Below are 25,643 nucleotides of genomic sequence, written 5' to 3'. Positions count from 1 at the left end.
GGTGCAGTAGGCCGCGGGTCGTCCGTCGTCGGATACTTATTGGAGCGCTCCCATATTAACATATACCAATATATAGATCAAGTCTTTGACACATTGGCCCACAAAAGCGCCTGATCACGACATTGATTCCGGGGCACACCCCTGGGAATTGTGATCGCTAACCATTACACTGACCATTGATACCTCGATGTATGTAGATCTATCGAGGGGTGTTCACACGCGGGCCCGCGCCGTGCGTGAACGCCGACGCCGCCCCATGCCCGGCGCGGCGCGCACCAGTCCCTCACGAGAACTTGGAAGCCGAACATGCGAGATAGATTCCGTCCGTTGATGTCCCGCCTGGCGGCGATCGCGGCGGTGGCCATGGCGGCCGCCTTCCTCATCGCTCCGCCGGCCAACGCCGCCTTCGACACGAACACCTGGTACAACATCGAATCCCGCCACTCCGGGCTGGTTCTCGACATCGCCAGCGGCTCGAACGAGCCCGGTGCCGGTCTGATCCAGTACACCGGCAACGACGGCGAGAACCAGCAGTTCCGGTTCGTCGACGCCGGGAACGGCTACTACCGTATCGAAGCCCGGCACTCCGGCCACTCGCTCGACGTGTACAACTGGAACTCCGACAACGGCGCCGACATCGTCCAGTGGACCAGCAACACCAACGAGGTCCAGCAGTGGCAGCTCAACGAGAACTCCGAGGGTTACTACACCTTCATCAACCGCTACTCGGAGAAGGCCCTGGACGTGTGGAACAACTCGACCACTCCGGGCGACCGCGTCTCCCAGTACACGCCCACCGGTGACCCCAACCAGCAGTGGAGCCTGATCCCGGTCGACGGCCCCAACGGCAGCGATCCCTACGGTTACCTGTTCGCCTACATGCTCGGCGAGGGCAGCGCGAACGGCGAACAGGTCTACTACGCGCTCAGCCGCGGCAACGACCCGCTGGCCTACGACTCGCTCAACGGAGGCCAGCCGGTTGCCGTCTCCGACGTGGGCGAGCAGGGCGCGCGCGACCCGTTCATAACGCAGCACCCCGATACCGGCCGGTACTACATGATCGCCACCGACCTGGACATCTACAGCAACGGCAGCTGGGACCGCGCGCAGCGGCACGGCAGCCTGTCGCTGGTGGTGTGGGAGTCGGACGACCTGATCAACTGGAGCTCGGCCCGACTGGTGCGGGTCTCGCCGGACGAGGCGGGCAACACCTGGGCGCCGGAGGCCTACTGGGACCCGACGCAGAACGCGTTCGTCGTGTACTGGGCCTCGAAGCTGTACTCGACCTCGGACCACTCCGACAACACGTACCACAGGATGATGTACGCGACGACCACCGACTTCGTGAACTTCAGCGAAGCCCAGGTGTGGGTCGACAAGGGGTACTCCACCATCGACTCGACGATCGCCGAGCACGACGGGACCTACTACCGCTTCACCAAGGACGAGCGCAGCGGCACTTCGTGCGGCAAGTTCATCCTCGCAGAGACCTCCTCGACGCTGTTGAACACCGACTGGGCCTTCCAGTCCGAGTGCATCGGCTCGGACGAGATCTCCCACGGCGAGGGTCCGCTGGTGTACAAGTCGAACACCGAGGAGAAGTGGTACATGTTCATCGACGAGTACGGCGGGCGCGGCTACATTCCGTTCGAGACCACTGACCTCTCCAGCGGGCAGTGGACGCCGTCGTCGAACTACAGCCTGCCCGGCAGGCCGCGGCACGGCATGGTCCTGCCCCTGACCGCCGACCAGTACAACGCCATCCAGAGCGCCTTCTAAGCGGCACTCGTCATTTTCGGACACCGCGGGACGCCCGATCGGATCGGGCGTCCCGCGGTGCGTGTCGCTAGGCGGGCACGTCAATGCCGAGGCCGATGAGGGCCGATTCGGTGGTGTCCCCGGGAGAGCCGGCGATGTCGACGGTCACTCCCGATTCGTCGGGGGCGAGGGGTTCGAGGTCGTCGAACTGCGAGTCGAGCAGGCCCGGGGGCATGAAGTGGCCCGTGCGCTCGGACATGCGCGAGCCGATCTGGTCGCGGCTTCCGCTGAGGTGGACGAAGCGGACCCGGGCGGTGGCGCCGCGGAGGACGTCCCGGTAGGACCGTTTGAGGGCGGAGCAGGTGACGACCGAGTTCTCGCCGTCTGAGTCGCGCTGGGAGATCCAGTCGCGAAGGGTCCGCAGCCACGGTTCCCGGTCGGTGTCGGCGAGCGGGGTCCCCGCCTTCATCTTGGCGATGTTCGCCTCGGGGTGGAACTCGTCCCCTTCGGCCATCGGCCAGCCGAGGCGGTCGGCGAGCCGCTGGGCGACGGTGCTCTTGCCTGCACCGGATACGCCCATCACCACCAGGCAGGTCGTGGTCATGGACCCTCCTCGCTGAAAGGCAATACCTTTGAAGCGAAAAGATAGCACCGTTGACCAGTCTGCGCCGAGCACGCGATGCGAACGTTCCTTTGCTCCCGGCCTGATACGAGGAGACCGGCGGGGCACACTTCGGACCCTTCGGGCAGCACGAACGGGATACCATGTCCCGCAATGCAACCCGGGGCCGAGACCCGGCCCGCCACACCCGACCGGATCGGACCGCCATGCCGAACTACGCACCGGTGCCGCTGCCCCGCTACGACGGCCCCGACACCAGCCCGACGTCGGTCATCGCCGCCGTCGACGAGTGGATCGACTCCAAGCCCATTCGCGACCTCCTCGGCGAGTTCCGAGGCGCCCTCCCCGGCGGCACCGCCGCGAACCTCGACTACCTCGAGTCGTTCACCGCCGAGCATTGGGACTTCCGCGCCGGGCGCGAACGGTTCGAGACCGACCCCGAGCGCCTCGACCCTCGCAGGGAGCGCCGCGTCATCGAGGCCGCGACCGCCTTGGGGCTCGGCGGCCTCACCGCACCGAGACGCGAGCGCTACACGCACGTCCTCGTCCTCGGCGGCCTCGTCTCCTCGTGCCTGTTCCGCACCAGGTTCGCCGCCGAACTGCTCGCGAACGGCACCGCCGCCGACCGCGTCACCGGCATCGGCGGGTTCCGTCCGTTCGGCGAGGCCGACACCGACTTCGCGGAGATCAGCGGCTTCACCGGAAGCTACGAGGTCGACGCCATGGAGGTCGGCCTCAAGCGCGCCTTCGAAATCGACGGCGAACCCGAGATCCAGCGGGAAGGTGACCCCGACGCCGATCCCGGCCGGGCCTGGAAGGTCGCCACATACACCGCCGATACGGCCACCGTCCAGGCCGTCGCCGCGCCCTCCTCAGAGCCCGGCACGCGCCGCGCGGACACCGTGGACACCTGCCGCTTCTGGGCCGACCGCGTCGCCGAACTCGCGCCCGGCGACAGCGTCCTGGTCGTCACCTCCTCGCTGTTCGTGCCCTTCCAGCACTGCGAGGCGGTGTCCCACATGGGACTGCCGTACGAGTGCGCGGTCGACACCGTGGGCGTGGACACCGCCTCGCTCCCCGAGACCCACTTCCGAAAGGAGTACACCGCCAGCGGATACCTCCAGGAGACCCGCTCGGCGATTCGCTCGATGCGACGTCTGCACGACGCCGTCCTCCGCGCGGAGGGAACCGAGCCGAGCCACGACTGAGCCGGGCGGGGAGGCCCCGCCCGGCTCAGTCGTCGAGCAGCGAGTTCAGCAGAGGAAGCGCGCGTAGGCCGGCAGGGTCAGGAACGTCGGGTAATCCTCGCCGAGCGCGCACTCGGCGAAGATCGCCAGCGCGTCGTCGAACCGGTCGCCCTCGAACCGCTCCATCGCGGCGAACTCCTCGCGCACGAGCTCGGCGACCCACTCGCGCGTGATGACGCGCTTGGTGTCGGTGACAGCCTCGCAGTGGATCCACTGCCAGATCTGGGAGCGGGAGATCTCGGCGGTCGCGGCGTCCTCCATGAGGTTGTTGATGGCCGCGGCCCCGTTGCCGCGCAGCCAGGACTCGACGTAGCGGATTCCGACGTCGATGTTGGCCCGGATGCCGCGCTCGGTGATGTCGCCTTCGGTGGCGGCGACGTCGAGCAGGGCGCGCTCGTCGGGGACGACGTCCTCGCGGAGCCGGTCTATCTGGTTCGGGATGCCGCCGAGTGCCTCGTCGAAGACTTCCATGGCGACCGGCACCAGGTCGGGGTGGGCGACCCAGGAGCCGTCGAAGCCGTCGTCGGCCTCGCGGGCCTTGTCGGCCCTGACCTTCGCCATGGCCGTCGCGTTGGCTTCGGGGTCGCGCCGGTTCGGGATGAACGCGGCCATGCCGCCGATCGCGGAGGCGCTGCGCCGGTGGCAGGTGCGCACGAGCAGTTCGGTGTAGGCGCGCATGAACGGCTGGGTCATCGACACCAGTTCGCGGTCGGGCAGGACGAAGCGGCCGCCCCGTTCGCGGAAGTTCTTGATGACCGAGAAGATGTAGTCCCAGCGTCCGGCGTTGAGGCCGGAGGAGTGCTCACGCAGCTCGTAGAGGATCTCCTCCATCTCGAAGGCGGCGGTGATCGTCTCGATGAGGACGGTGGCGCGGATGGTGCCGCGCGGGATGCCGAGCATTTCCTGGGCGAGGACGAACACGTCGTTCCACAGCCGCGCTTCGAGGTGGGATTCGAGCTTGGGCAGGTAGAAGTAGGGTCCGCGGCCCAGTTCGAGGAGCCGTTCGGCGTTGTGGAAGAAGTACAGCCCGAAGTCGACGAGGCTGCCGCTCATCGGCACGCCGTCGACGCGCAGGTGGCGTTCGGCCAGGTGCCAGCCGCGGGGCCTGACGATGATGGTCGGCAGGTCCGTGAGGGCGGCGCCGTTGAGCCGGTAGCTCTTGCCCTTCTCGGTGGTGAAGTCGATGCGGTGTTCGATCGCGTCGATGAGGTTGATCTGCGAGTTGACCACGTTGGACCAGCTGGGTGTGGAGGAGTCCTCCATGTCGGCCAGCCAGCATTTGGCGCCGGAGTTGAGCGCGTTGATGGTCATCTTGCGCTCGCAGGGACCGGTGATCTCGACCCTTCGGTCCTCCAGTCCGGGCGCGAGCGTGGCGACGCTCCAGGAGATGTCGTCGCGGATGTCGGTGGTTTCGGGCAGGAAGCGCGGGTCGAGTCCGTTGGCGATCTGCGTGCGGAGTTGTTGGCGGCGCTGGAGCAGTTCCTGGCGGCGGCCGACGAAGGCGTGGTGCAGCTCGGCGAGGAAGTCGAGCGCCTCGGGAGTGAGGATCTCGTCTTGACGTTCGATGGCCGGACCGGTGACGGTCACCGCCTCGGCGGTACGGGTCTCGGTGAGGATTCCCATGGTTCTTCTCCTTGTGTCGTGAGCGGTGTTCAGTGGAACTGGCCTGATTCGGTGGAGCCCGCCAGCGCCAGGGTGGAGCCGCTCGGGTTGAGCGCGCTGGTGACCTGGTCGAAGTACCCCGTGCCGACTTCGCGCTGGTGCCTGGTGGCGGTGTAGCCCCGCTCCTCGGCGGCGAACTCGCGCTCCTGGAGGTCGACGTAGGCGCTCATGCCTTCACGGGCGTAGCCGTGGGCGAGGTCGAACATCGAGTAGTTGAGAGCGTGGAAGCCGGCGAGGGTGATGAACTGGAAGGTGAAGCCCATCGATCCGAGCTCGCGCTGGAACTTGGCGATCGTGTCGTCGTCCAGGTGCCGTTTCCAGTTGAAGGACGGCGAGCAGTTGTAGGCGAGCATCTGGTCGGGGTGCTCGGCCTTGACCGCTTCGGCGAAGGCGCGGGCGGTCTCCAGGTCCGGCGTGCCGGTCTCCATCCACAGCAGATCGGAGTACGGCGCGTAGGCCTTGGCGCGGGCGATGCACGGCTCGATGCCGCTTCGAACCCGGTAGTAGCCCTCGGCGGTGCGCTCGCCGGTGAGGAAGGCTGCGTCGCGCTCGTCGATGTCGGAGGTCAGGAGGGTGGCGGCCTCGGCGTCGGTGCGGGCGATGATGAGCGTCGGGGCCCCTTCGACGTCGGCGGCGAGGCGGGCGGCGTTGAGGGTGCGCAGATGCTGCGAGGTCGGGACGAGGACCTTGCCGCCGAGGTGGCCGCACTTCTTCTCTGAGGCGAGCTGGTCTTCCCAGTGGACGGCGGAGGCGCCGGCGGCGATCATGCCCTTCATGAGCTCGTAGGCGTTGAGCGGGCCGCCGAATCCGGCTTCGGCATCGGCGACGATCGGGACGAGCCAGTCGTCGACGGTCTCGACGCCCTCGGCGAACTCGATCTGGTCGGCGCGCATGAGCGCGTTGTTGATGCGCCGCACGACCTGGGGAACGGAGTTCGCGGGGTACAGCGACTGGTCGGGGTAGGTCTGGGCGGCGAGGTTGGCGTCGGCGGCGACCTGCCAGCCGGACAGGTAGATCGCGCGCAGGCCGGCCTTGACCTGTTCGACGGCCTGGTTGCCGGTGAGCGCGCCGAGCGCGTTGGTGTAGCCGCCGGTGGCGGCGTCCTCCTTCAGCTGCTTCCAGAGCTTCTCGGCGCCGCGGCGGGCGAGGGTGTGTTCCTCGGTGACGCGGCCGCGCAGCTTGACGACGTCGGCGGGACGGTAGTCGCGGGCGACGTGCTCCCAGCGCTCGTCGGCGGCCCATTCGAGGGCGATTCGCTCGGCGGCGAGGTTCTTGTCGCGGTCTGTGTCGGACATCGTGTTCTCCCGTGGTCGCCGTTGACCGTCTTCAAGAACGGCCATTACTTGCAGGTAACAGAATTTTTTCCCGTCTGGAGCGCATCCGTAAGCGGTTCGGACTGGAAAGATTGGCAGTTCTTCGCTAATAATGAAGAAGTGGCAAAGAATTTTCAGAGCGAGCGCTCCCATGCGCCGGAGCACCGCCCGTGGGGCGCAGCCGAGGCGGCAGAACTGTCCGCCGACGACGACACCGCCATCGACCTCATCAGTCTCGGCAAACAGATCCGGCACCTGCGCAAGCAGCGGGAGATGAGCCTCGACGCGCTCGGCGAGGCCGTCGGCACGGCGCCGTCGCAGCTGTCGCTCATCGAGAACGGCAAGAAGGAGCCGAAGCTGTCGATGCTGCGGGCGCTGGCCCGCGCGCTCGGGGTCAGCTCGGATGAGCTGCTCGGGGCCGACCCGCCCAACCGGCGCGTGGCCCTGGAGATCGAGCTCGAACGCGCGCAGCGCAGCAAGCAGTACCAGTCGCTGGGGCTGCCGGGCGTCAAGCCGTCCTCACGCATCCCCACCGAAGTGCTCGAGGCGCTCGTAGGTCTGCACCGCGAAGTCGAACGGCAGGTCAACCTGCACGCGGCCACCCCCGAGGAGGCCAGGCGGGCGAACACCGAGCTGCGGCGGCGGATGCGGGAGAAGGACAACTACTTCGGTGACATCGAGGCCGAGGCCCGCCGGCTGCTCAAGCACGTGGGCTACGCGAGCGGTCCGCTCTCGCAGCACCAGATCTCAGACCTGGCCTCCCACCTCAGGTTCACCCTCCACCACGTCGACGACCTCCCGCACTCGACGCGCTCGGTGACCGACCTGCGGAACCGTCGGATCTACCTCACGCCGAACAAGGACTCGTCCCACGACCCGCGGACCGTCCTGCTTCAGGCGATCGCGAGTCACGTCCTGGAGCAGCAGGTGCCGCGGACGTACCTGGAGTTCCTGGGACAGCGGGTGTCCACGAACTACCTCGCGGCGGCGCTGCTGATCCCCGAGTCGAGCGCAGTGAAGTTCCTGCGGGCGGCCATGACGGAGAAGGAGATCGCGGTGGAGGACCTGCGCGACAACTTCGCGGTGTCCTATGAGGCCGCCGCCCACCGTTTCACGAACCTGGCGACGCACCACCTCGGCATCCGCACGCACTTCCAGAAGGTCCACAAGTCGGGGATCATCTTCAAGGCCTACGAGAACGACGACGTGGCCTTCCCCGCCGACCCGACGGGGGCGATCGAGGGCCAGACGGTGTGCCGGTTCTGGACGAGCCGCCAGGTGTTCGACGTGCCCGACAAGTTCAACTCGTTCAACCAGTACACCGATACGGCGACGGGCACCTACTGGTGCACCGCGCGGACCGAGCGCGGACCGGACGGGGAGTTCTCGATGAGCATCGGGGTTCCGTACGAGTCGGCGAAGTGGTTCCGCGGCAAGGAGACGCAGGCGCGGTCGGTGTCGCAGTGCCCGGACCCGGACTGCTGCCGCAATCCGCCGCGTGAGCTGGCCGAGACCTGGGCCGGGCAGGTCTGGCCGACGGCGCGGGCGGCCTCGTCGCAACTGGCCGCGATTCCGCTGGGGTCCTTCCCGGGGGTCGACGAGACCGAGGTCTACCGATTCGTGGAGAAGCACTCATCGAAATGAGCCGCGGAAGTCAGCGGTGAACAGCTCGGGTGCAGGTCGTCGCCTCGTGCCGCGCAGCGTCAGTCGTTGGCGAGCTTGGCGAACCGTTCCGCCCTGGGCCACTTGACGTCCTTGGCCCAGCCGACCTTCTCGAACATCCAGATGAACCTCGCGGAGGTGTCGATCTGCCCTCGCTTGACGCCGTGGCGGGCGCAGGACGGGTCGGCGTGGTGGGAGTTGTGCCAGGACTCGCCGAACGACAGCAGCGCGAGCGGCCAGAAGTTCGCGGCCTTGTCGCGGCTCTTGAAGGGCCGCTCGCCGATCATGTGGCAGATCGAGTTGGTCGACCAGGTGGCGTGGTGCAGCAGCGAGACGCGGACCAGGCTGGCCCAGAAGAACGCGGTCAGAGCGCCCGTCCAGGTGCCGGTGAAGGCGAAGCCGAGGGCGGCCGGCGTGAAGAAGCTGAGGACGGTCCACAGCCAGAAGAGCTTGTCGACCGCGACGATGTCCTTGTCCCCGATCAGGTCCGGGGCGTAGCGCTCTTGGTTGGTCGTGTTGTGCCGCTGGAACATCCAGCCCATGTGCGCGTGCCAGAAGCCTCTGGTGAGCGCCCAGGCGGAGGTGCCGAACAGCCACGGCGAGTGCGGGTCGCCCTCCTTGTCGGAGAACGCGTGGTGACGGCGGTGGTCGGCCACCCAATTGATGATCGGACCCTGAACCGACATGCTGCCGAGGATCGCCAGCGCGATCTTCAGCGGCCGGTTCGGCTTGAACGACCCGTGGGTGAACAGCCGGTGGAAGCCGATGGTGACACCGTGACCGGTGAGTTCGAAGAAGACGAACGCGAGGATGATGTCGGTCCAGCTGAGCAGCCCGGTCGACCACGCGAACGGGACGGCGAGCGCCAGCGCGGCCATGGGCACGATCAGGAAGAGGTATATGAGCGACTGGCGCCCGACGTCGCGCCGCTCCCCCATGACGGGTCTGGGCCCCTTGGCGGGTGCCGGAGTGGGCCCGATGTCGGTCAGTACGGCCATGCAACGTCCTCTCGACTGGTTTGACCTCTCAATCGTGGTCTGGCCGGGACGAGTGCGCAATGGGCCGGACCACCGCGTTTCCGGCCGCCAGGCCCCCTCGCCACAGGGGGGTAAAGGTCCCCTAGAGGCTGCCTTCGAGGTAGGCGAGGACGGCCATGACGCGCCGGTTGTCGTCTTCGGACTGGTGGAGCCCGAGCTTGCGGAAGACGTTGGCGGAGTGCTTGCCGACGGCTTTCTCGCTGATGAACAGCTGGGAGGCGATCGCGGCGTTGGTGCGGCCCTCTGCCATGAGCCCCAGGACCTCCTGTTCGCGGGTGGTCAGGGCGTCGAGGCGGTTCTGCTGCTTGCCGAGCAGTCGGGCGACGACCTCGGGGTCCATGGCGGTGCCGCCGGCGGCGACGCGCCGCAGCGCCTCGATGAACTCGCCGACGTTGGAGACGCGGTCCTTGAGCAAGTAGCCGACCCCGCCGCGGCGGTCGCCGAGGAGTTCGCGCGCGTACAGCTGCTCGACGTACTGCGAGAGCACGAGGATCGGCAGGGCCGGGATGGTGCGGCGCGCCTCGATGGCGGCCCGCAGGCCCTCGTCGGTGAACGTCGGAGGGAGCCGGATGTCGACGACGGCGACATCGGGGCGATGTTCGAGCAGGGCGGCGGTGAGCGCGGGGCCGTTGTCGACGGCTTCGACGACGGTGCAGTCGTGTGCCTCCAGCATCCTGGTGAGGCCGTCACGCAGCAGTGAGTGGTCTTCGGCGAGGACGACGTCCATGGTGTTCCTTTTTTCAGCTGGTGGTGCTGGGCTGTCCGGCGGCTCGCACGCTCGCCGCCGAAGGGATCCTCAATGTCGCGACCGTCGGCCCGCCTACGGGACTGACCACCGAGAACGTGCCGTCGAAGGCGGCGAGTCGACGGCGCACGCCGTCGAGGCCGCCGCCGGGCGCGATCGTGGCGCCGCCCCTGCCGTCGTCGTAGATCTCGATGACGATTTCGCCGTCGACGTGCTCGGCCAGGATTCGGACCTTGGAGGCCTCGGCATGCTTGGTGATGTTGGTGAGGACCTCGTTGGTCGCGAAGTAGGCGGCCGCCTCCACGGGCGCGGGGAGTTGGTCGTGGAACCGGTCGACGATGGCGACCGGCAGCGGGTGGTCGAGCGACATCGCCTGCAGTGCGCCGGCGAATCCGCGGTCGGCGAGGACGGGAGGGTGGATGCCGCGGACGAGCTGGCGGACCTCGTTGAGCGCTTCGGAGCACGCCTCCCGGGCCTCGCCGACGAGTTTCGCGGCCTCGTCGGGATTGGCGTTGTGGAGCATCTCCTCGGCCATGCCGAGGGTGAGGCCTACGGCGGCGATGCGGGCCTGCGCGCCGTCGTGGAGGTCGCGTTCGATGCGCCGCAGTTCGGCGGCGGCGTAGTCGACGGTCTGGTCGCGCGATTCGCGCAGCTCGCTGACCCGGGCAGTCAGCAGGGCGTTCGCGGTCGGCCCGAGGAGTTTCGCGCCGAGGTGGGCGTACCAGCGCAGGAACAGCTCGCCCCAGCGCCACCAGGCCGCGCCGCAGGCGAGCGCCACCGGCACGAGGATGAGCGTCTTGGCGGGCGTGTCGAAGTCGTAGAGGCCGAAGTTGTTGACGATCGGCTGCGTCGGGTCGGGGAGGACGGTCACCAGCAGCAGCGGCTGCACCAGGTAGTAGACGGCGATGCCGAAGACACCGAGGTAGAGCAGGTGGACGAGGAAGCCGAGGGTGGCGTCGATCGCGAGCCAGGCGACGTCGCGCCAGGTCGCGGGTTCGCGGATGAGCGCCAGCGCCTGCTGGTCGAGTCGGGCTTTGACGCGCGGTCGGTAGGGGACGGGGACGGCGATGCCGAGCTGTTCGCCGATGACGCGCCGCTCGGAGTTGGCCCATGCTCGGACGGCGAGGATCACCGTGACGGTGATCGGGATGCCGATCCAGAAGACGACGAGGGCTCCGGTGAGGAGCGAGATGGCCAGTAGTACGGCCGCGGCGAGCGTCAGGCTGAATCGGAACACGGACCAGGCGGGCAGCGCGAGCCGCCGTGTGATCGAGTTGTTCAGCATCGACATGGTGCTCCAATCGTACCTGCGTGTTACCGCTGGTGATCCGGGCCCGATTTCTACCGGGCCCACACCGATAGTGTGGGCCTCGACGCGCGTCCGGTCCGAAGGGGGCCGCGGATGGACGACCGATCGTGGTCGTTGGTGACGGGGGCCTCGTCGGGGATCGTCGAGGAGTTCGCCAGGCGGCTGGCGGGGCGCGGGCACCGGGTGGCGCTCGTGGCGCGGTCGACGGAGAAGCTGGAGGCGCTGGCGGCGCTCGACGAGGACAAGGGCTACGTGGCGCTCGACGAGGACAAGGGCTACGTGGCGCCCGACCAGCGCAACCGGCTGGAGGCGCACCTGGTCCCCCGGCGCCCGCGCAAGCTCATGGCGCGGCTGGTCGGCGCGGTGCTGCACCGCTTCGCCGGCGCGTATCGGCGGTAGCCGCTAGTCGACGACGCGGGCGATGGAGATCCCGTCGTAGCCCTTGGAGCCGACCGTCTGCATGACGGTGCCTTCGAGGCTCGGGTTCGCGGCGACCGCCTCCAGGTAGGCGCGCACGCCCTGGACGTTCGAGTCGCGGCTGAGCGCGTCGGCCACCGCGCCGCCGCGCACGACGTTGTCGGCCACGATGACGCTGCCCGGGCGGGTGAGCTTCAGCGCCCAGTCCAGGTAGCCGGGGTAACCGGCCTTGTCCGCGTCGATGAAGACCATGTCGAACGGCTCGGGGTTCTCGGCGGCCAGCCTCGGGAGGCTCTCGGCGGCTAGGCCGACCCTGATCTCGACGGTGCCGACCAGGCCGGCCTTGGCGACGTTCCCGCTGGCGACCTCCGCGTGTCTGGGGCTCGACTCAAGGCTGATGAGGTGCCCGTCCTCGGGCAGCGCCCGGGCCATCCAGATGGCGCTGTAGCCGCCGAGCGTGCCGATCTCAAGGACGCGCTTCGCGCCGTGGATCTTGGCGAGCAGGTACAGCAGCTTGCCCTGGGCGGCCGAGACCTGGATCGGTGGGAGCCCGGCGCGCTCGCTGGAGTCCACCGCCCCCGAGAGGACGTCGTCTTCTCCGATCAGGAGCGTGTCGAGGAATTCGTCGACTTCGTTCCACTGCGCTTGACCCATGGGGTGCCCCTTCCGCGGAGTTCGACAACTATTGCGAAAACCTATCATCTGCACCTCAAGCGGGCCGCGTCGATCAATCGCACCACCGGACGCGAGAGGCGCGCGTGACCACAACAGAGCGCCACTCGGCGAATGGAGAACCGGGTTTCACCGAAGCGGGAAATGGTACTCCCAAAGCATGAAAGCCGTTATTGTAATTACGACATTGACGCGGAATAGGCGGTGGACATTTGTCAGCTTTTGCCCCTGTATCACCAGAACGCGCCGCGATCGGTCTTGCGGATCGTCGTACGGCGCAACAGCTTGAATGATAGACCTGAATCACGACATGTTCGCCGCCGCGAATCCGGATCGGCACCGGCGCCGGGCGAGCACGAAAGCCGGTCGACTTCGGGGGGAGTCGGCCGCACACTGGGGGGTATCGCTATGAGCATGGCACGATCGGCAACCGTCGACATCGGCACCACCATGCGACTCGTCGCGCCCGATTTCGCGACCGTGAGCGTGCGCGCGAGCCTGCGCTACGACCCGGACGACCCGTACGCCGTCTGCGTCATGTTCCACCCCGACGGCTCCGATGCCGACCAGGTGGCGTGGTCCTTCTCGAGGGAGCTGCTCGCGAAGGGGCTGGAGGAGCCCACGGGCATCGGTGACGTGCGGGTGTGGCCGTGGACGACACCGAGGGGCGAGTCGATCGCGCTGGCGCTGTCCTCCCCGGACGGGAACGCCCTGTTCGAGATCAACCGCGGCGTGGTGCAGCGGTTCCTCAGGAGGGCGTACAGCCTGGTCCCGCGAGGCCGGGAGTCGGGGCACGTGGATTTGGACTCGACGTTGACGAAGCTGCTGGCAGGGGGCGTGTTAACCGGGCGTGCGGCGTTGACGCGCAGAGGGGCGGCCGGCATCGCCGGCCGCCCCTCTGCATGTCTGTCTCAGGACCGCAGCAGCGCTGCGGTCTGGAGGGCGATCTCGCCCTCCTCGTTCGTCGAGACCACCATCGCGGTGATGGGCGAGTCGGAGGTCGAGATGACCGGCCCGCCGGCCTGGTTGGCGGCCTCGTCGAGCCGCACCCCGAGCGCCACCAGCGACTCCAACGACTTGGCCCGCACCTCCGGGCTGTTCTCCCCCACCCCGGCGGTGAACGCGATGGCGTCGGCGCCGCCGAGGGCGGCGATGTAGGCGCCGATGTACTTCCTGATCCGGTAGCAGTAGATTTCCAGCGCGTCCTCGGCGGCCTGCTCGCCGTCCGAGGCGGCCTCCTCGATGCTGCGCATGTCGATCATGCCGGCCAACGCGAGCATCCCCGATCGCTTGTTGAGCGCGTCGTCGAGATCCTCGAAGGAGGCGCCGGTGCGCCGGTGCATGTGGAAGACGATCGCCGGGTCGATGTCGCCCGAGCGTGTACCCATCACCAGGCCTTCGAGGGGCGTCAGGCCCATGGAGGTGTCGATCGAGCGGCCCCGCTCGACCGCGGTGACCGACGCGCCGTTGCCCAGGTGGGCGACGATGACGTTGACCTCCTTGGGGTGCCTGCCGAGCAGTTCGGCGGCCTTGCGCGAGACGTAGGCGTGCGAGGTCCCGTGGAAGCCGTACCGCCGCACGCCGTGCTGCTCGCGCCATTCGGCGGGGACGGCGTAGACATGGGCGCGCTCGGGCATGGTGGCGTGGAAAGCGGTGTCGAACACGGCGACCTGCGGCAGCTTCGGGAAGAGCTTGCGCGCCACCCGTATGCCCGCGAGGTTGGCGGGGTTGTGCAGCGGCGCGAGCGCGGCGAGCTCGTCGATCGCGGTCTCGACCTCGTCGTCGACGACGACCGGCTGCACGAAGCGGTCGCCGCCGTGGACGACGCGGTGGGCGACGGCGATGAGTCCTGCGTGCGAGAGCGGCGTGCCGAACTCGTCGAAAGCGGTGACCATTGCTTCGAGTCCAGCGGCGTGGTCGGGCAGCTGCCCGTTCCAAGTCTGCTTCCCGTCGGCGGTCTTATGCGTGATGACCGATTCAGACTGTCCGATTCGCTCGATGAGCCCGGATATCGACGCCTCCTGGGTGTCGCCGTCGACCAACTGGTACTTGATCGACGACGAACCGGAGTTGATCACCAGGACCGGTGCGCTCATTGCGGTTCCTCTACTCTGCTTGGATCGCGGTCAGTGCGACGGTGTTGACGATGTCGGGCACGGTCGCACCGCGCGATAGGTCGTTGACGGGCTTGCGGAGCCCCTGGAGGACCGGGCCGACGGCGATGGCGCCGGCGGAGCGCTGCACGGCCTTGTACAGGTTGTTGCCCGTGTTGAGGTCGGGGACGATGAAGACCGTCGCCTTCCCCGCCACCTGCGAGTCCGGCATCTTGGTGCCTGCGACGCCGGCGTCGGCGGCGGCGTCGTACTGGATCGGGCCCTCGACCGGCAGGCCTGGCCGGCGGGTGCGGACGATCTCAGTGGCCTCTCGTACCTTCTCGACCGCTACGCCGTGGCCCGAGGTGCCGGTGGAATAGGACAGCATCGCCACGCGCGGTTCCACACCGAACTCGGTGGCGGTGTCAGCAGAGGATAGCGCGATGTCGGCGAGCTGCCCCGCATCGGGGTTGGGGTTGACCGCGCAGTCGCCGTAGACCAGGACGCGGTCGGCCAGGCACATGAAGAACACCGAGGAGACGACGGCGACCCCGGGCTTGGTCTTGATGATCTCGAAGGAGGGCCGGATGGTGTGGGAGGTGGTGTGGACGGCGCCGGAGACCATGCCGTCGGCCATGCCCGTGTGAACCATCATGGTGCCGAAGTAGGAGACGTCGGCGACGGTGTCGTAGGCGGCCTCGACGGTGACGCCCTTGTGGGCGCGCAGGCTCGCGTACTCCTTGGCGAAGCGCTCGCGGATCTCGTGGTCGCCGGGGTTGAGGATCGCGGCCCCGGTGATGTCGACGCCGAGTTGCGCTGCGTGCGAACGGATCTCGGACTCCTCGCCCAGGAGCGTCAGGCGGGCGACGTCGCGGCGTATGAGGATCTCGGCGGCCTTGAGGATGCGCGGCTCGGCTCCTTCGGGCAGCACGATGTGCTTGTCGAGGCTCTTGGCGCGTCCGAGCATGGAGTGCTCGAACATGATCGGGGTGACCACGGTCGGCTTGGACAGCCGCAGCCGGTCGAGGAGGTCGTCGCCGTCGACGCCCGCCGAGAAGCCCTCCAAGACGAGCGCGGCCTTGCGCGCTCCGCCGGAGGCGAGCGAGCCGGTGACGTCGCCGACGAGGTTGGCCATGTCGAACGTGTCGTGCTGGACGAGCGCGATCGGCAGCCGGGAGTCGAGACCGGCGACGATGTCGAGGATCTGCGGGGCTGGCCGGATGCCGCCGGTGAGGAACACCGCCGACAGGCTCGGGGTGCCTTCGGCCTGATGGGCGGCGAGAAGCCCGAGGAGCACTTCGGAACGGTCGCCGGGGAGGATGACGGCCTTGTCGTCGGCGAGGCGCAGCAGGAGGTTCGGAAGGGTCATGGCGGCGACGACCACGTCGCCGACGATTCGGGTGAGGACCTCGGGGTCGCCGGAGATGAGGGTGGCGTCGGCTGCCTCGATGAGCTCGGCGACGGTGGGGGCGCCCAGAGCCGGGTTCTCGGCGATGACACCGGTGCCGGGGTGGGCGGCGCGGACCGCGTCGACCTCGGTGGGGTCGACGCGGTTGACGATGGTGCCGAGAACGGTGGCGTGTGCGGCCTCGGCCTGGCCTACGCCGAATCGCAGGGCCGCGTCGATGTCGGCGGGGGTCTGCCCCAATCCGGTGATGATCAGCAGCATCGGCGCGGCGAGGTTCACCGCTACGCGGGTGTTGAAGTTGAACTCGACGGAGGCCGCCACATCGGAGTAGTCGCTGCCGACGACGAGGACGACCTCGTGGTCGTCGGCGAGGGCGTGGTAGCGCTCGACTATCCGAGTGAGCGCCTCGTCGGCGTCGTCGCGGACGTCGGTGTAGGTGACGCCGACGCTGTCCTCATAGGGATCGGGTAGTCGGTAGTGATCTCGCAGGAGGGTGATGACAGGGTCGCCGGCGTTCGTATGCTCGTCGCGGACGATCGGACGGAACACAGCCACGGAGCCGGCGCGCTTGGTGAGCAGGTCCATGACGCCGAAGGCGACGCCGGACTTGCCGCTCTTGGTGTCCAGGCTGGCGAGGTACAGACTTTGAGCCACGGTTCCAACGCTATCCATCACAGGAGCGCCGCGCAGCCGATCTGCGCGGCGGCTCACCTGTGACCTTGGGTGCAGGGGCGGCAGATCGGCTGCCGTTGCCGGGATCTACCGGTGGGCGACCGGAACCGGCTGCGGCGGCGGAGGGCCGACGTAGCGGGCGCGCGGGCGGATGATCTTCGAATCGTGGGACTGCTCAAGGATGTTCGCGCTCCAGCCGACGACACGGCTGGTCGTGAACGTCGGCGTGAACATCTGGCGCGGAACTCCCGCGAGCTCCATGACGACGCCCGCGTAGAACTCCACGTTGGCATAGAGGCTGCGGCCGGGCTTGACCTCGGCGAGGATCTCGACCACGCGCCGCTCAACGGCCTTGGCGAATTCGACCAGATCGCCGTCGAGCTCGGTGGCGACGTCCCGCAGGTGCAGCGAGCGCGGATCGTCGGTCTTGTAGACGGCGTGGCCGAAGCCCATGATCCGGCGACCGGCCTCTAGCTCGCCGCGCATCCACGGGTCGATGTTCTCGGCTGATCCGATGGCGTCGAGCGCGTCCAGAGCCCGGGAGGGAGCGCCCCCGTGGAGCGGGCCGGAGAGCGCGCCGACCGCACCGACAAGCGCCGCACCGAGATCGGCTCCGGTGGAGGTGATGACGCGGCTGGTGAATGTGGAGGCGTTGAAGCCGTGGTCGATGGTGAGGATCAGGTAGTGCTCGATGGCGCGGGCGTTGGCCTCGGTCGGCGCCTCGCCGGTCATCATGTACAGGTAGTTGGCGGCGTAGCCGAGGTCCTCGCGCGGCTGGAGCGGTTCCTCGTCCCGGCTGAGTCTCCACAATGCAGTGAGGATCGCGGGCGTGACTGCGCAGGCGAAGAGCGCGTCGTCGCGGCGCGCGTCGTCGTCGATGTCGATCAGCGGCCTCATGGGCCGGGCGGCACAGGCGGCGGAGAGTGCGGTGCGGAGCCCGTCGAGCGGCGAAGTGCCCTTGAGGTGAGGAAGCAGGTCGAGGAGCTCGGGACTGAGGCGCCGGTAAGGGGCCGCGGAGTCCTTGAACTCGGCGAGCTGCGCCTCGTCTGGGAGCTCGCCGTGGATCATGAGGTGCCAGACCTGCTCGAAGGAGCAGCGCTCGGCGAGCTCGACGGCGTCATACTGGCGGTAATGGTAGAAGCCCTCTTCGCCCCGGACGTCGCCGATCTCGGTGTCGGCGACGATGACGCGGTCAAGGCCTCGGGGAACTTCGATGAATTCGGTCATAGCGTCTCCCGACCATGGCGAGGCTTGCGAGCCATAAATTAACTTTGTCCGTTTTCGGAACGGTGGATGGAGCCGAAGAGTAGTGCCAATGGGCCGGGCGGTGTCACAGCGGTGGGGACCTGTGTCACCTCTCATGCGAAACCGGCCTCTCTGGCACCATAGCAACAGACGGTAGCCCCCTGATCTGATTGGTCTCCGGATGAACGAAGATTTGAGCGCCGCTCCCGGTGTGGCGGTAGGGATTCTGCTCATCATCGCAGCGGTAATGTGGTTCTCCCCCGGAGCGCGCCACAAGTTCCGCAAGGCCACGCTGTGGCTGGTGCTCGTCGCGGTCGCGATGATCATCATCTTCGGCTACATGGGGGCCGGCCAGCAGAGCTGATGCCGTCGGGCGGCCTTTCGCGCCGCTCGATCCCCTGTTCACGGGCGTTCTCGAGAATTTTAACGGAACGGATTGTTCTGGTCTGTTATGGTGGCGACCGCTTCGGCGATCAGAACAAAACATTCTGTTCCAGTATGATGTCCTCATGGCCGACAAGCCGATGGGCGGGCGCAAGGCCCAGGCCGCCCGCAACGACAAGCTCATCCTCGAAGCCGCCCGCGAGGTCTTCATCACCGACCCGGAGGCGCCGATCGCGGACGTCGCCAAGCTGGCCGGCGTCGGCATCAGCGCACTGTACCGGCGCTATCCGAGCAAGGAGGACCTGCTGCGGAAGCTGTGCAGCGACGGACTGTCCCGCTACACGGAGCTGGTACGCGAGGCGGTCGAGACCGAGGGCGACCCTTGGGATGCCTTCTGCACGTTCCTGCGGAAGGTCGTGGAGGCCGATACGCCGTCGATCACGACGAGACTCGCCGGGACGTTCACACCGTCGCCCGACCTGTTCGAGGCGGCGGTGGCCGCCGACGCATTCAACCGGGCGCTGATCGACCGTCTCAAGGACGCCGGACTGCTGCGCGCCGAGATCGAGAACGGGGACTTGGCGTTGGTGACCGAGTCGGTCGCCTCGATCAACCTGGGCGGGGCCGAGCGGACCCGCGAACTGCGCCTACGGTGCCTGGAGCTGCATCTGGAGGCGCTGCGAGCGCCGGGGGCCGAGCCGCTGCCCGGATCGGCCCCGACCGAGGAGGAGATGGGCGCCCGCTGGAAGCACCTTGAAGGATAGGGGAACCGACGGAGAGAGGCACCCGCATTTCACGGGTTCACCCCGCGAACCACCCGAACAACGAAAAAGCCCGGCGCTGCCGCCGGGCCCCTGGAGCGGACGACCGGGATCGAACCGGCGACCTACACCTTGGCAAGGTGTCGCACCAGCACGAAGTGCTGCCAACAACACCGCCAACTGCGCTACGTCCGCATTTCACGGGTTCACCCCGCGAACCACCCGAACAACGAAAAAGCCCGGCGCTGCCGCCGGGCCCCTGGAGCGGACGACCGGGATCGAACCGGCGACCTACACCTTGGCAAGGTGTCGCGCTACCAACTGCGCTACGTCCGCATTTCACGGGTTTACCCCGCGAACGATGAATACTGTAGCGCATGATTCAGGCTTTGCACACGGGGCCTAGGGCGTCTCCTCTGTCCCTCGGCGGCGAGGTCGGCGAGCGCGCCGAACTCCTCGTGGTCGGGCAGGCGCAGCTCAAGTTGTTCGGTCCGGACCGGAGTTTGTAGATCGGCAGGTGCTCGGTGAGCATGCATCGATTCTGGTCGTGGCGCGGTTCACCGGCAATCCGATTTCCAAGGCTTGCGTCATCACACTGACATGTGTCAGACTTTTCTTACATATAGCAGGGATGGTTGACATGGACTCGGAGGAACTGACAGGGGCGGAGCTGGTCGCGGCCTTCGCGGCCCTGTCCAACCCGCACCGCCTGCGCATCCTCGGCGCACTCGCGGACGGCAGGCAGTACGTGAGCCTGCTGGCCCGGCAGCTCGGCATGAGCCGCCCGCTGCTCCACATGCACCTGCAGAAGCTGGAGGCCGCCGGGCTCGTCACCGGCGAGCTGGAGCTGTCCGAGGACGGCAAGGCCGTCAAGTACTTCTCGGCGACGCACTTCACGCTCCGCGTCACTCCTCAGGCCATCAAAGCGATCGTGCCGACTCTCCCCGAGCCGGCCGACAAGGGAGAGGAAACCAACTGATGGACACCGCCAATGCCGGAATGCTGTTCGTATTCGGCGTACTGCTACTCATCACGGCCGTCATCATCGCCGGGATCGTCTGGGGAGCGTCCACCACGAAGGCGAAGGCCTCGGCCGCCCGAGAGGCCAACTACCGCGAACTGGCAGAGAAGACCAGCATGGACGCAGCGGAGACCAAGGCGTCGCTCTCGGAGATCAAGGGCCGGGTGGCCGCGATCGAGCGGATGTTGAAAGAGGTGGAATGATCGCCGGTCGCGACGCGGGCCGGGGCCCGCTCCGGCCCACCGATCCGGGACCTACGCGGGGCCCAACGTCCCTGGGCGGATCCCGGCGCTCCAGCTAAGCAGGGCCGGTGTGCCGCAACCTGGCCCGAATAGTTCTTGCGAATTGTTCAAATCACGCCCCGGATGCGGCAGTCTCGAACCCATGAGCACTTCTGAGACCAATCGCAAGGCGAGTCCCTTGTCTGCGGACGAACTCCGCCGTATCGACGCCTACTGGCGCGCCGCCAACTACCTCACCATCGGCCAGATCTACCTTCTCGACAATCCGCTCCTGCGCGAACCTCTCCAACCCGAGCACATCAAGCCCCGCCTCCTCGGCCACTGGGGCACCAGCCCCGGCCTCAGCCTCATCTACGCGCACCTCAACCGCTGCATAAGGGCCCGCGACCTCGACATGATCTACGTGACCGGCCCCGGCCACGGTGGACCCGCGATCGTCGCCAACACCTGGCTCGAAGGCACCTACCCTGAGCTCTACCCATCGGTCGGACACTCCGAGCAGGGCATGAAGGAGCTCTTCCGCCAGTTCTCCTTCCCCGGCGGCATCCCCTCACACGTCGCCCCCGAGATTCCCGGCTCCATCCACGAGGGCGGCGAGCTCGGCTACGCCCTCTCGCACGCCTACGGCGCCGCTTTCGACAACCCCGACCTCACCGTCGCGTGCGTCGTCGGTGACGGCGAGGCCGAGACCGGCCCGCTGGCCGGCTCGTGGATGTCGAACGTGTTCCTCAACCCGGTCTCCGACGGCACGGTCCTGCCGATCCTGCACCTCAACGGCTACAAGATCGCGAATCCGACCATGTTCGCGCGCATCTCCGACGAGGACCGCACATCGTTCTTCCGCGGCTGCGGCTACGAGCCGTTCACGGTCGAAGGCGACGACCCGCAGTCCGTCCACCAGCAGCTGGCAGCGACGCTCGACATGTGCTTCGACCGCATCACCGAGATACGGACCGAGGCCCGGCGCCACCCGGCTTCTCCGCCGCGGCCGCGCTGGCCCATGATCGTCCTGCGCACCCCGAAGGGCTGGACGGGCCCCGACGAGGTCGACGGCGTCCCTGTCGAGGGCACCTGGCGGGCCCACCAGGTCCCGCTCGCGAATGTCCGCAATAATCCCGAGCACCTCGCGGCACTTGAGGAGTGGATGCGGTCCTATCGCCCCGAGGAGCTGTTCGACGCCACCGGCGCACCGATTCCGGAGCTGCGCGGGCTCCACCCCGAGGGCACGGCCCGCATGAGTGCGAGCCCGCACGCCAACGGCGGACTCATTCTGCGCGAGCTCGTGCTCCCCGACTACCGCGACTACGGCGTCGAGGTCGAGGACCACGGTCAGACCGTCGCCGAGGCCACGAAGGCGCTCGGCGCGTGGCTACGCGACGTCATCTCCGCCAACCCGGACCGGTTCCGGCTCTTCGGCCCCGACGAGGTCGAGTCGAATCGCCTCGGTGCGACCCTCGAGGTCACCGACCGCCAGTACGAGGCCGAGCTGTACCCCACCGACGTCAACCAGGCACCGCACGGCCGAGTCATGGAGGTGCTCTCGGAGCACTTGTGCGAGGGCTGGCTCGAGGGCTACCTCCTCACCGGCAGGCACGGGCTCTTCACCTCCTACGAGGCGTTCATCCACATCATCGACGCCATGTTCAACCAACACGCGAAGTGGCTGGAGTCGACGAACGACATCCCCTGGCGCCAGCCGATCGCCTCGCTGAACTACCTCCTGTCCAGCCACGTCTGGCGCCAGGACCACAATGGATTCTCGCACCAGGACCCGGGGTTCATCGACCACGTCATGAACAAGAAGGCCGACGTCGTGCGCGTCTACCTGCCCCCGGACGCGAACACGCTGCTGTCTACGATGGACCACTGCTTGCGCTCGCGCCAGTACGTCAACGTCGTCGTGGCCGGCAAGCAGCCCGCGCTCCAGTACACCAGCATGGAGGAGGCCGTCCGACACTGCGAACGGGGCCTGGGCATCTGGGAGTGGGCCTCCACCGACGACGGCCTCGCCCCCGACGTCGTGCTCGCCTGCGCCGGCGACACCCCCACGCTGGAAGTGCTCGCCGCGGCGGACCTGCTGCGCACGCACCTGCCCGACCTGCGGGTCCGGGTGGTCAACGTCGTCGACCTCATGCGGCTCCAGCCGGACACCGAGCACCCGCACGGCCTGAACGACAAGGAGTTCGACACGATCTTCACCACCGACAAGCCGGTCCTGTTCGCCTACCACGGCTACCCGATGCTCATCCACCGGCTGACGTACCGGCGCACCAACCACCACAACATCCACGTGCGCGGCTACAAGGAGGAGGGCACCACGACCACGCCGTTCGACATGGTGATGCTCAACGACCTCGACCGGTACCGGCTCGTGATCGACGTCATCGACCGAGTGCCGGGACTGGGACACAACGCGGCCGGGCTGCGTCAGCAGATGGTCGACGCCCGCCACGCCGCCCGCGAGTACACCCGCGCCCACGGCACGGACATTCCGGAAGTGGCCGAGTGGCGGTGGCGCCACTGAGGCATGGGTGGCGCCGTCGGCACGTGTCGTTCCCCCTTGAGGGGAGGGGCCCCACCGCTTCCCTTGGAGGACTTCACATGGCGAACATCCGAGCCGGCCGTGTAGTGGCGGACCACGACGAGGAATTCAGCGTGTTCACCGTCGGGATGCGGATCAACCGGCTGTGGAAGATCCACAAGTGGTGGCCCGTGTTCGTCTCGATGCCGCGGATGCTGCGCGAGCTCCAGGACGATCCCGAACTCGGGCTCCTGGACTCGCGCAACATGATCGGCGGGCGCGTCATCATGGGCGTCCAGTACTGGAAGAGCGCCGGCCACCTGGAACGCTTCGCGCACTCCACCGACCACTCGCATCGGCGCTTCTGGAAGTGGTTCAACCAGAACGTCAAGGGCGACGGCGACGTGGGGCTGTGGCACGAGCATTATCCGACCCGCGCGGGCGAATTCGAGACCTCCTACTCCAACATGCCGCTGTACGGTCTGGCGAAGGCCACGGCCACCAAGGACGCCGGGCGGACCGACCCCGACGACCACGGTTTCTAGCCGTCGAGGACTGTCAGGTCGGCCGAGCTCGGGGCGGATGGCGATCGCGGCATTCTCTGCCTGGAAGCGCCTGCGGGCGCCACGGGCCCGAAAAGCGGAGATCGAGGCCGAATAGCCGCATACGGGCGCGAGGGGCGTTCCCGGAACGGATTCTGGGAAGTCATCGAATCCCCCCGAATCGGCGGTTGCTCCCAGACCTGCTCCCCGAACAGGTCTGGGGCTCCAACCTCCGCGGCATACTCACCCGGGACGAGTGGGACCGGCTCGACAATGCGAGTGCTCGAACAGCTAACCGCTCTTTCGCAAGACTTGAACTATAGTTAGTTGAACTACATTTCAATTTGGGGAGGCTGCGTGACTCTACTGAAGCCTGTCGACATGTTCGACCGCGAACGCGAGTGGTCGGCGCTGGACCGGTTCGCCGGGAGCGGGCAGTCGAGTGCGACCCTCGGGGTCGTGTCCGGACGCCGCCGCCAGGGCAAGACGTTCCTGCTCGAGGCGCTCTGCGAGGCGGCAGGCGGGCTGTACATCGCAGCGGAACAAGCCTCGGAGGCCGAATCGCTGCGATCCTTCGCGGCCGCAGTAGGCACCTTCGCAAGGTCGCCGCTGCCGATCGCCTTCACTGACTGGCGCCAAGCTGTCGACGCACTCCTCGCCGTCGGGGTCGACAGAGAGATCCCGGTCGTCATCGACGAGTTTCCCTACCTGGTCAAGGCCAGCCCGCAACTGCCTTCGATCATCCAGGCCGCGTTCGCACCCCGACGCGCCGAATTCACCGCATCGCGCACGAGGCTGCTGCTCTGCGGATCAGCGATGTCCTTCATGGGGTCACTCCTGTCCGGAACCGCGCCCCTGCGAGGCCGGGCCGGGATGGAGCTGGTCGTCCCCACGCTCGACTTCCGGCTCGCCGCCGAATTCTGGGGCATCACCGACCCCTTGCTCGCGCTCAAAGTCAATGCCGTCGTCGGCGGCACACCCGCCTACCGCAGGCAGTTCACCGCCGACGACGCACCCTCCTCCATCGAGGATTTCGATCCGTGGATGCTGCGACACCCGCTGAACCCGGCCAGCCCGCTGTTCAGGGAAGCCCGCTACCTGTTGAGCGAAGAGACCGAGATCCGCGATCCGGGGCTGTACCACTCGGTGCTCGCGGCCGTGACCGCAGGGAACGCGACCAGCGGCGGCATCGCCGGCTACGTCGGCCGCAAGGCAAGCGACATCGCCCATCCACTACATGTCCTCGAAGACGCCGGGCTCCTCCGCAAGGAGACGGATGCGTTCCGCAAGAACCGCACGGTCTACCGCGTGAACGAGCCGCTCATCGCCTTCCATCAGGCCGTCCTGCGCCCGAACTGGACCGACTGGGAACTGGGCCGGCAGCCCGAGCGCCTCTGGTCCCGCGCGCAATCGCGATTCAATCCGCAGGTACTCGGCCCCCGCTTCGAGCAAATCTGCCGCGAATGGGCTCAGACCTACGCGGATGAAGAGGTCTTCGATGGTTTCGCCGATCGGGTCGGGAGCGGCACCGTAAACGATCCGGCCGATCGCACCACCCACGAGGTCGACCTGGCGGTCTTCACTACCGCAGACGACGGCAGCGAATCCCTACTGGCCATCGGCGAATGCAAGCTGAGCGAAACCATGGGCAAGGCCCACCTCGAACGGCTGGAGCACATTCGCACACTGCTGTCGACCCGATTCGACACCAGCCGAACGAAACTCGCGCTGTTCAGCGGCTCCGGATTCTCGGACTCCCTGCCGCAACGGGAAGATGTGGTCCTGATCGGGCTACCCGATCTCTACGGATTCACGAGAAGCGCTTGACCGAGCCCAACGAGTACCGCGACGTCGTATCCGCGAAGAAAGATGGGGCCGAGGGGACTCTTCACTTGAGGCGACCTCGCCTCGCCGCCCGAGAGTGCCAGTACTTCTACATACGCATGCGAAAACCCCGGGAACATTTCTCATGTTCTCGGGGTCCGTTTGTGGAGGTACTGAAGGTGTGGAGGTGGGTACGGGAGTCGAACCCGTGTATACGGCTTTGCAGGCCGCTGCCTCGCCACTCGGCCAACCCACCCTGATGCGAAGCGGGCCCAGGTCTTACGACCCGGACCCCTCCGCGGCGGTGGACGATACTGGGATTGAACCAGTGACCTCTCCCGTGTCAGGGGAGTGCTCTCCCGCTGAGCTAATCGTCCGGGATAGCGCTCTTTCGAGCTCCGAGCGGACGACCGGGATCGAACCGGCGACCTACACCTTGGCAAGGTGTCGCGCTACCAACTGCGCTACGTCCGCATGTCATCAGGA

At 67.4% G+C, this 25,643-nt stretch carries 21 protein-coding genes, 5 tRNA genes and 1 pseudogene; 12 read left to right on the top strand and 15 right to left on the bottom strand.

Features of this window, described 5'->3' with window-relative positions; translation table 11 throughout:
• Nucleotides 1-330: 330 nt before the first annotated feature.
• Nucleotides 331-1,779: an RICIN domain-containing protein gene (locus L0U85_RS05250; RefSeq protein WP_241376714.1), complete on the top strand. Its 1,449-nt coding sequence runs from the start codon at nt 331-333 to the stop codon at nt 1,777-1,779.
• 67 nt (nt 1,780-1,846) lie between these two features.
• Here L0U85_RS05250 and L0U85_RS05245 read toward each other — a convergent pair whose 3' ends face one another.
• A complete protein-coding gene (locus tag L0U85_RS05245) occupies nt 1,847-2,362 on the bottom strand; it encodes a gluconokinase (RefSeq protein ID WP_241376702.1) in 516 nt (171 codons plus the stop codon).
• A 224-nt stretch (nt 2,363-2,586) separates the two neighbouring features.
• On the opposite strand from L0U85_RS05245, the gene L0U85_RS05240 reads away from it, so the two are divergent.
• Entirely contained in the window at nt 2,587-3,588 is a 1,002-nt protein-coding gene (locus L0U85_RS05240; protein ID WP_241376701.1) for a hypothetical protein, read from the top strand.
• A gap of 45 nt (nt 3,589-3,633) precedes the next feature.
• On the opposite strand, the gene aceB is transcribed toward L0U85_RS05240, so the two are convergent.
• Together aceB and aceA are read right to left on the bottom strand one after the other, a co-directional pair.
• On the bottom strand, nt 3,634-5,250 hold the full coding sequence (aceB, locus tag L0U85_RS05235; RefSeq protein WP_241376700.1) for a malate synthase A: 1,617 nt from the start codon (nt 5,248-5,250) through the stop codon (nt 3,634-3,636).
• Nucleotides 5,251-5,279: 29 nt separating this feature from the next.
• Entirely contained in the window at nt 5,280-6,584 is a 1,305-nt protein-coding gene (gene aceA, locus L0U85_RS05230) for an isocitrate lyase (protein WP_241376699.1), read from the bottom strand.
• 213 nt (nt 6,585-6,797) lie between these two features.
• Between aceA and L0U85_RS05225 the strand changes: the two genes are divergently transcribed.
• Nucleotides 6,798-8,246 (top strand): helix-turn-helix transcriptional regulator, encoded by a 1,449-nt coding sequence (locus L0U85_RS05225; protein ID WP_277605409.1) that lies wholly within the window; start codon nt 6,798-6,800, stop codon nt 8,244-8,246.
• A 59-nt stretch (nt 8,247-8,305) separates the two neighbouring features.
• On the opposite strand, the gene L0U85_RS05220 is transcribed toward L0U85_RS05225, so the two are convergent.
• The 3 genes from L0U85_RS05220 to L0U85_RS05210 form a co-directional block, all read right to left on the bottom strand.
• Nucleotides 8,306-9,262 carry an acyl-CoA desaturase gene (locus L0U85_RS05220; RefSeq protein ID WP_241376697.1) on the bottom strand — a complete coding sequence of 319 codons (957 nt, stop codon included), beginning with the start codon at nt 9,260-9,262 and terminating at the stop codon, nt 8,306-8,308.
• A gap of 121 nt (nt 9,263-9,383) precedes the next feature.
• A complete protein-coding gene (locus L0U85_RS05215) occupies nt 9,384-10,028 on the bottom strand; it encodes a response regulator transcription factor (RefSeq protein ID WP_241376696.1) in 645 nt (214 codons plus the stop codon).
• Between the two features lie 13 nt (nt 10,029-10,041).
• Nucleotides 10,042-11,337, bottom strand: coding sequence for a sensor domain-containing protein (locus L0U85_RS05210; protein WP_241376695.1), 1,296 nt, complete (start codon nt 11,335-11,337; stop codon nt 10,042-10,044).
• Nucleotides 11,338-11,448: 111 nt separating this feature from the next.
• Here L0U85_RS05210 and L0U85_RS05205 point away from each other — a divergent pair, with 111 nt between their 5' ends.
• Nucleotides 11,449-11,754 carry an SDR family NAD(P)-dependent oxidoreductase gene (locus L0U85_RS05205; RefSeq protein ID WP_241376694.1) on the top strand — a complete coding sequence of 102 codons (306 nt, stop codon included), beginning with the start codon at nt 11,449-11,451 and terminating at the stop codon, nt 11,752-11,754.
• Between the two features lie 3 nt (nt 11,755-11,757).
• Here L0U85_RS05205 and L0U85_RS05200 read toward each other — a convergent pair whose 3' ends face one another.
• Nucleotides 11,758-12,426 carry an O-methyltransferase gene (locus L0U85_RS05200; RefSeq protein WP_241376693.1) on the bottom strand — a complete coding sequence of 223 codons (669 nt, stop codon included), beginning with the start codon at nt 12,424-12,426 and terminating at the stop codon, nt 11,758-11,760.
• 426 nt (nt 12,427-12,852) lie between these two features.
• Between L0U85_RS05200 and L0U85_RS21100 the strand changes: the two are divergent.
• Nucleotides 12,853-13,278: pseudogene (locus L0U85_RS21100) on the top strand (SsgA family sporulation/cell division regulator); the annotation flags it as partial.
• A 77-nt stretch (nt 13,279-13,355) separates the two neighbouring features.
• On the opposite strand, the gene L0U85_RS05190 reads toward L0U85_RS21100, so the two are convergent.
• The 3 genes from L0U85_RS05190 to L0U85_RS05180 all read right to left on the bottom strand — a co-directional run bounded on the left by L0U85_RS05190 (nt 13,356) and on the right by L0U85_RS05180 (nt 17,844).
• Complete coding sequence (locus tag L0U85_RS05190; RefSeq protein ID WP_241376692.1) at nt 13,356-14,540, bottom strand: acetate kinase; 1,185 nt, start codon at nt 14,538-14,540, stop codon at nt 13,356-13,358.
• A 10-nt stretch (nt 14,541-14,550) separates the two neighbouring features.
• The gene (gene pta, locus L0U85_RS05185; RefSeq protein ID WP_241376691.1) at nt 14,551-16,599 is read right to left on the bottom strand and encodes a phosphate acetyltransferase; all 2,049 of its coding nucleotides are present in this window, start codon (nt 16,597-16,599) and stop codon (nt 14,551-14,553) included.
• Between the two features lie 105 nt (nt 16,600-16,704).
• Entirely contained in the window at nt 16,705-17,844 is a 1,140-nt protein-coding gene (locus tag L0U85_RS05180; protein ID WP_241376690.1) for a citrate synthase, read from the bottom strand.
• Between the two features lie 199 nt (nt 17,845-18,043).
• Here L0U85_RS05180 and L0U85_RS05175 point away from each other — a divergent pair, with 199 nt between their 5' ends.
• Nucleotides 18,044-18,226, top strand: coding sequence for a hypothetical protein (locus L0U85_RS05175; RefSeq protein ID WP_241376689.1), 183 nt, complete (start codon nt 18,044-18,046; stop codon nt 18,224-18,226).
• 145 nt (nt 18,227-18,371) lie between these two features.
• Entirely contained in the window at nt 18,372-19,010 is a 639-nt protein-coding gene (locus tag L0U85_RS05170) for a TetR/AcrR family transcriptional regulator (protein ID WP_241376688.1), read from the top strand.
• Nucleotides 19,011-19,101: 91 nt separating this feature from the next.
• On the opposite strand, the gene L0U85_RS05165 is transcribed toward L0U85_RS05170, so the two are convergent.
• Together L0U85_RS05165 and L0U85_RS05160 are read right to left on the bottom strand one after the other, a co-directional pair.
• Nucleotides 19,102-19,202, bottom strand: a tRNA-Gly gene (locus L0U85_RS05165).
• A 65-nt stretch (nt 19,203-19,267) separates the two neighbouring features.
• Nucleotides 19,268-19,343: transfer RNA gene (locus L0U85_RS05160), tRNA-Gly, on the bottom strand.
• A 304-nt stretch (nt 19,344-19,647) separates the two neighbouring features.
• On the opposite strand from L0U85_RS05160, the gene L0U85_RS05155 reads away from it, so the two are divergent.
• The 5 genes from L0U85_RS05155 to L0U85_RS05135 all read left to right on the top strand — a co-directional run bounded on the left by L0U85_RS05155 (nt 19,648) and on the right by L0U85_RS05135 (nt 25,160).
• Complete coding sequence (locus tag L0U85_RS05155) at nt 19,648-19,986, top strand: winged helix-turn-helix domain-containing protein (protein WP_241376687.1); 339 nt, start codon at nt 19,648-19,650, stop codon at nt 19,984-19,986.
• Entirely contained in the window at nt 19,986-20,231 is a 246-nt protein-coding gene (locus L0U85_RS05150; protein ID WP_241376686.1) for a hypothetical protein, read from the top strand. The genes L0U85_RS05155 and L0U85_RS05150 overlap by 1 nt, the downstream gene beginning before the upstream one ends.
• Nucleotides 20,232-20,412: 181 nt before the next feature.
• Nucleotides 20,413-22,794 (top strand): phosphoketolase family protein, encoded by a 2,382-nt coding sequence (locus tag L0U85_RS05145; RefSeq protein WP_241376685.1) that lies wholly within the window; start codon nt 20,413-20,415, stop codon nt 22,792-22,794.
• 77 nt (nt 22,795-22,871) lie between these two features.
• Nucleotides 22,872-23,336 (top strand): DUF4188 domain-containing protein, encoded by a 465-nt coding sequence (locus tag L0U85_RS05140; protein WP_241376684.1) that lies wholly within the window; start codon nt 22,872-22,874, stop codon nt 23,334-23,336.
• Between the two features lie 378 nt (nt 23,337-23,714).
• Entirely contained in the window at nt 23,715-25,160 is a 1,446-nt protein-coding gene (locus tag L0U85_RS05135; RefSeq protein WP_347177360.1) for an ATP-binding protein, read from the top strand.
• Between the two features lie 179 nt (nt 25,161-25,339).
• Here L0U85_RS05135 and L0U85_RS05130 read toward each other — a convergent pair.
• From L0U85_RS05130 to L0U85_RS05120, 3 genes are all read right to left on the bottom strand, one after another.
• A tRNA-Cys gene (locus tag L0U85_RS05130) sits at nt 25,340-25,413 on the bottom strand.
• 49 nt (nt 25,414-25,462) lie between these two features.
• A tRNA-Val gene (locus L0U85_RS05125) sits at nt 25,463-25,534 on the bottom strand.
• Nucleotides 25,535-25,558: 24 nt separating this feature from the next.
• Nucleotides 25,559-25,631 (bottom strand) — tRNA-Gly (locus tag L0U85_RS05120).
• Nucleotides 25,632-25,643 lie beyond the last annotated feature (12 nt).

The organism is Glycomyces sp. L485 (assembly GCF_022548875.1).
In the GTDB taxonomy this organism is placed as follows: Bacteria; Actinomycetota; Actinomycetes; order Mycobacteriales; family Micromonosporaceae; genus Glycomyces.
The sequence above is the reverse complement of the archived record's forward strand: the minus strand, read 5'-3'. Positions and strand labels throughout refer to the sequence as shown.

Excerpts from the sequence above, each read along its gene's own strand:
- L0U85_RS05240 (WP_241376701.1), top strand. The coding sequence starts at position 2,587 with ATGCCGAACTACGCACCGGTGCCGCTGCCCCGCTACGACGGCCCCGAC.
- aceA (WP_241376699.1), bottom strand. The coding sequence starts at position 6,584 with ATGTCCGACACAGACCGCGACAAGAACCTCGCCGCCGAGCGAATCGCC.
- L0U85_RS05210 (WP_241376695.1), bottom strand. The coding sequence starts at position 11,337 with ATGTCGATGCTGAACAACTCGATCACACGGCGGCTCGCGCTGCCCGCC.
- L0U85_RS05220 (WP_241376697.1), bottom strand. The coding sequence starts at position 9,262 with ATGGCCGTACTGACCGACATCGGGCCCACTCCGGCACCCGCCAAGGGG.
- aceB (WP_241376700.1), bottom strand. The coding sequence starts at position 5,250 with ATGGGAATCCTCACCGAGACCCGTACCGCCGAGGCGGTGACCGTCACC.
- L0U85_RS05155 (WP_241376687.1), top strand. The coding sequence starts at position 19,648 with ATGGACTCGGAGGAACTGACAGGGGCGGAGCTGGTCGCGGCCTTCGCG.
- L0U85_RS05175 (WP_241376689.1), top strand. The coding sequence starts at position 18,044 with ATGAACGAAGATTTGAGCGCCGCTCCCGGTGTGGCGGTAGGGATTCTG.
- L0U85_RS05170 (WP_241376688.1), top strand. The coding sequence starts at position 18,372 with ATGGCCGACAAGCCGATGGGCGGGCGCAAGGCCCAGGCCGCCCGCAAC.
- L0U85_RS05180 (WP_241376690.1), bottom strand. The coding sequence starts at position 17,844 with ATGACCGAATTCATCGAAGTTCCCCGAGGCCTTGACCGCGTCATCGTC.
- L0U85_RS05150 (WP_241376686.1), top strand. The coding sequence starts at position 19,986 with ATGGACACCGCCAATGCCGGAATGCTGTTCGTATTCGGCGTACTGCTA.
- L0U85_RS05250 (WP_241376714.1), top strand. The coding sequence starts at position 331 with ATGTCCCGCCTGGCGGCGATCGCGGCGGTGGCCATGGCGGCCGCCTTC.
- L0U85_RS05205 (WP_241376694.1), top strand. The coding sequence starts at position 11,449 with ATGGACGACCGATCGTGGTCGTTGGTGACGGGGGCCTCGTCGGGGATC.
- L0U85_RS05190 (WP_241376692.1), bottom strand. The coding sequence starts at position 14,540 with ATGAGCGCACCGGTCCTGGTGATCAACTCCGGTTCGTCGTCGATCAAG.
- L0U85_RS05215 (WP_241376696.1), bottom strand. The coding sequence starts at position 10,028 with ATGGACGTCGTCCTCGCCGAAGACCACTCACTGCTGCGTGACGGCCTC.
- L0U85_RS05140 (WP_241376684.1), top strand. The coding sequence starts at position 22,872 with ATGGCGAACATCCGAGCCGGCCGTGTAGTGGCGGACCACGACGAGGAA.
- L0U85_RS05245 (WP_241376702.1), bottom strand. The coding sequence starts at position 2,362 with ATGACCACGACCTGCCTGGTGGTGATGGGCGTATCCGGTGCAGGCAAG.
- L0U85_RS05145 (WP_241376685.1), top strand. The coding sequence starts at position 20,413 with ATGAGCACTTCTGAGACCAATCGCAAGGCGAGTCCCTTGTCTGCGGAC.
- L0U85_RS05135 (WP_347177360.1), top strand. The coding sequence starts at position 23,715 with ATGTTCGACCGCGAACGCGAGTGGTCGGCGCTGGACCGGTTCGCCGGG.
- L0U85_RS05200 (WP_241376693.1), bottom strand. The coding sequence starts at position 12,426 with ATGGGTCAAGCGCAGTGGAACGAAGTCGACGAATTCCTCGACACGCTC.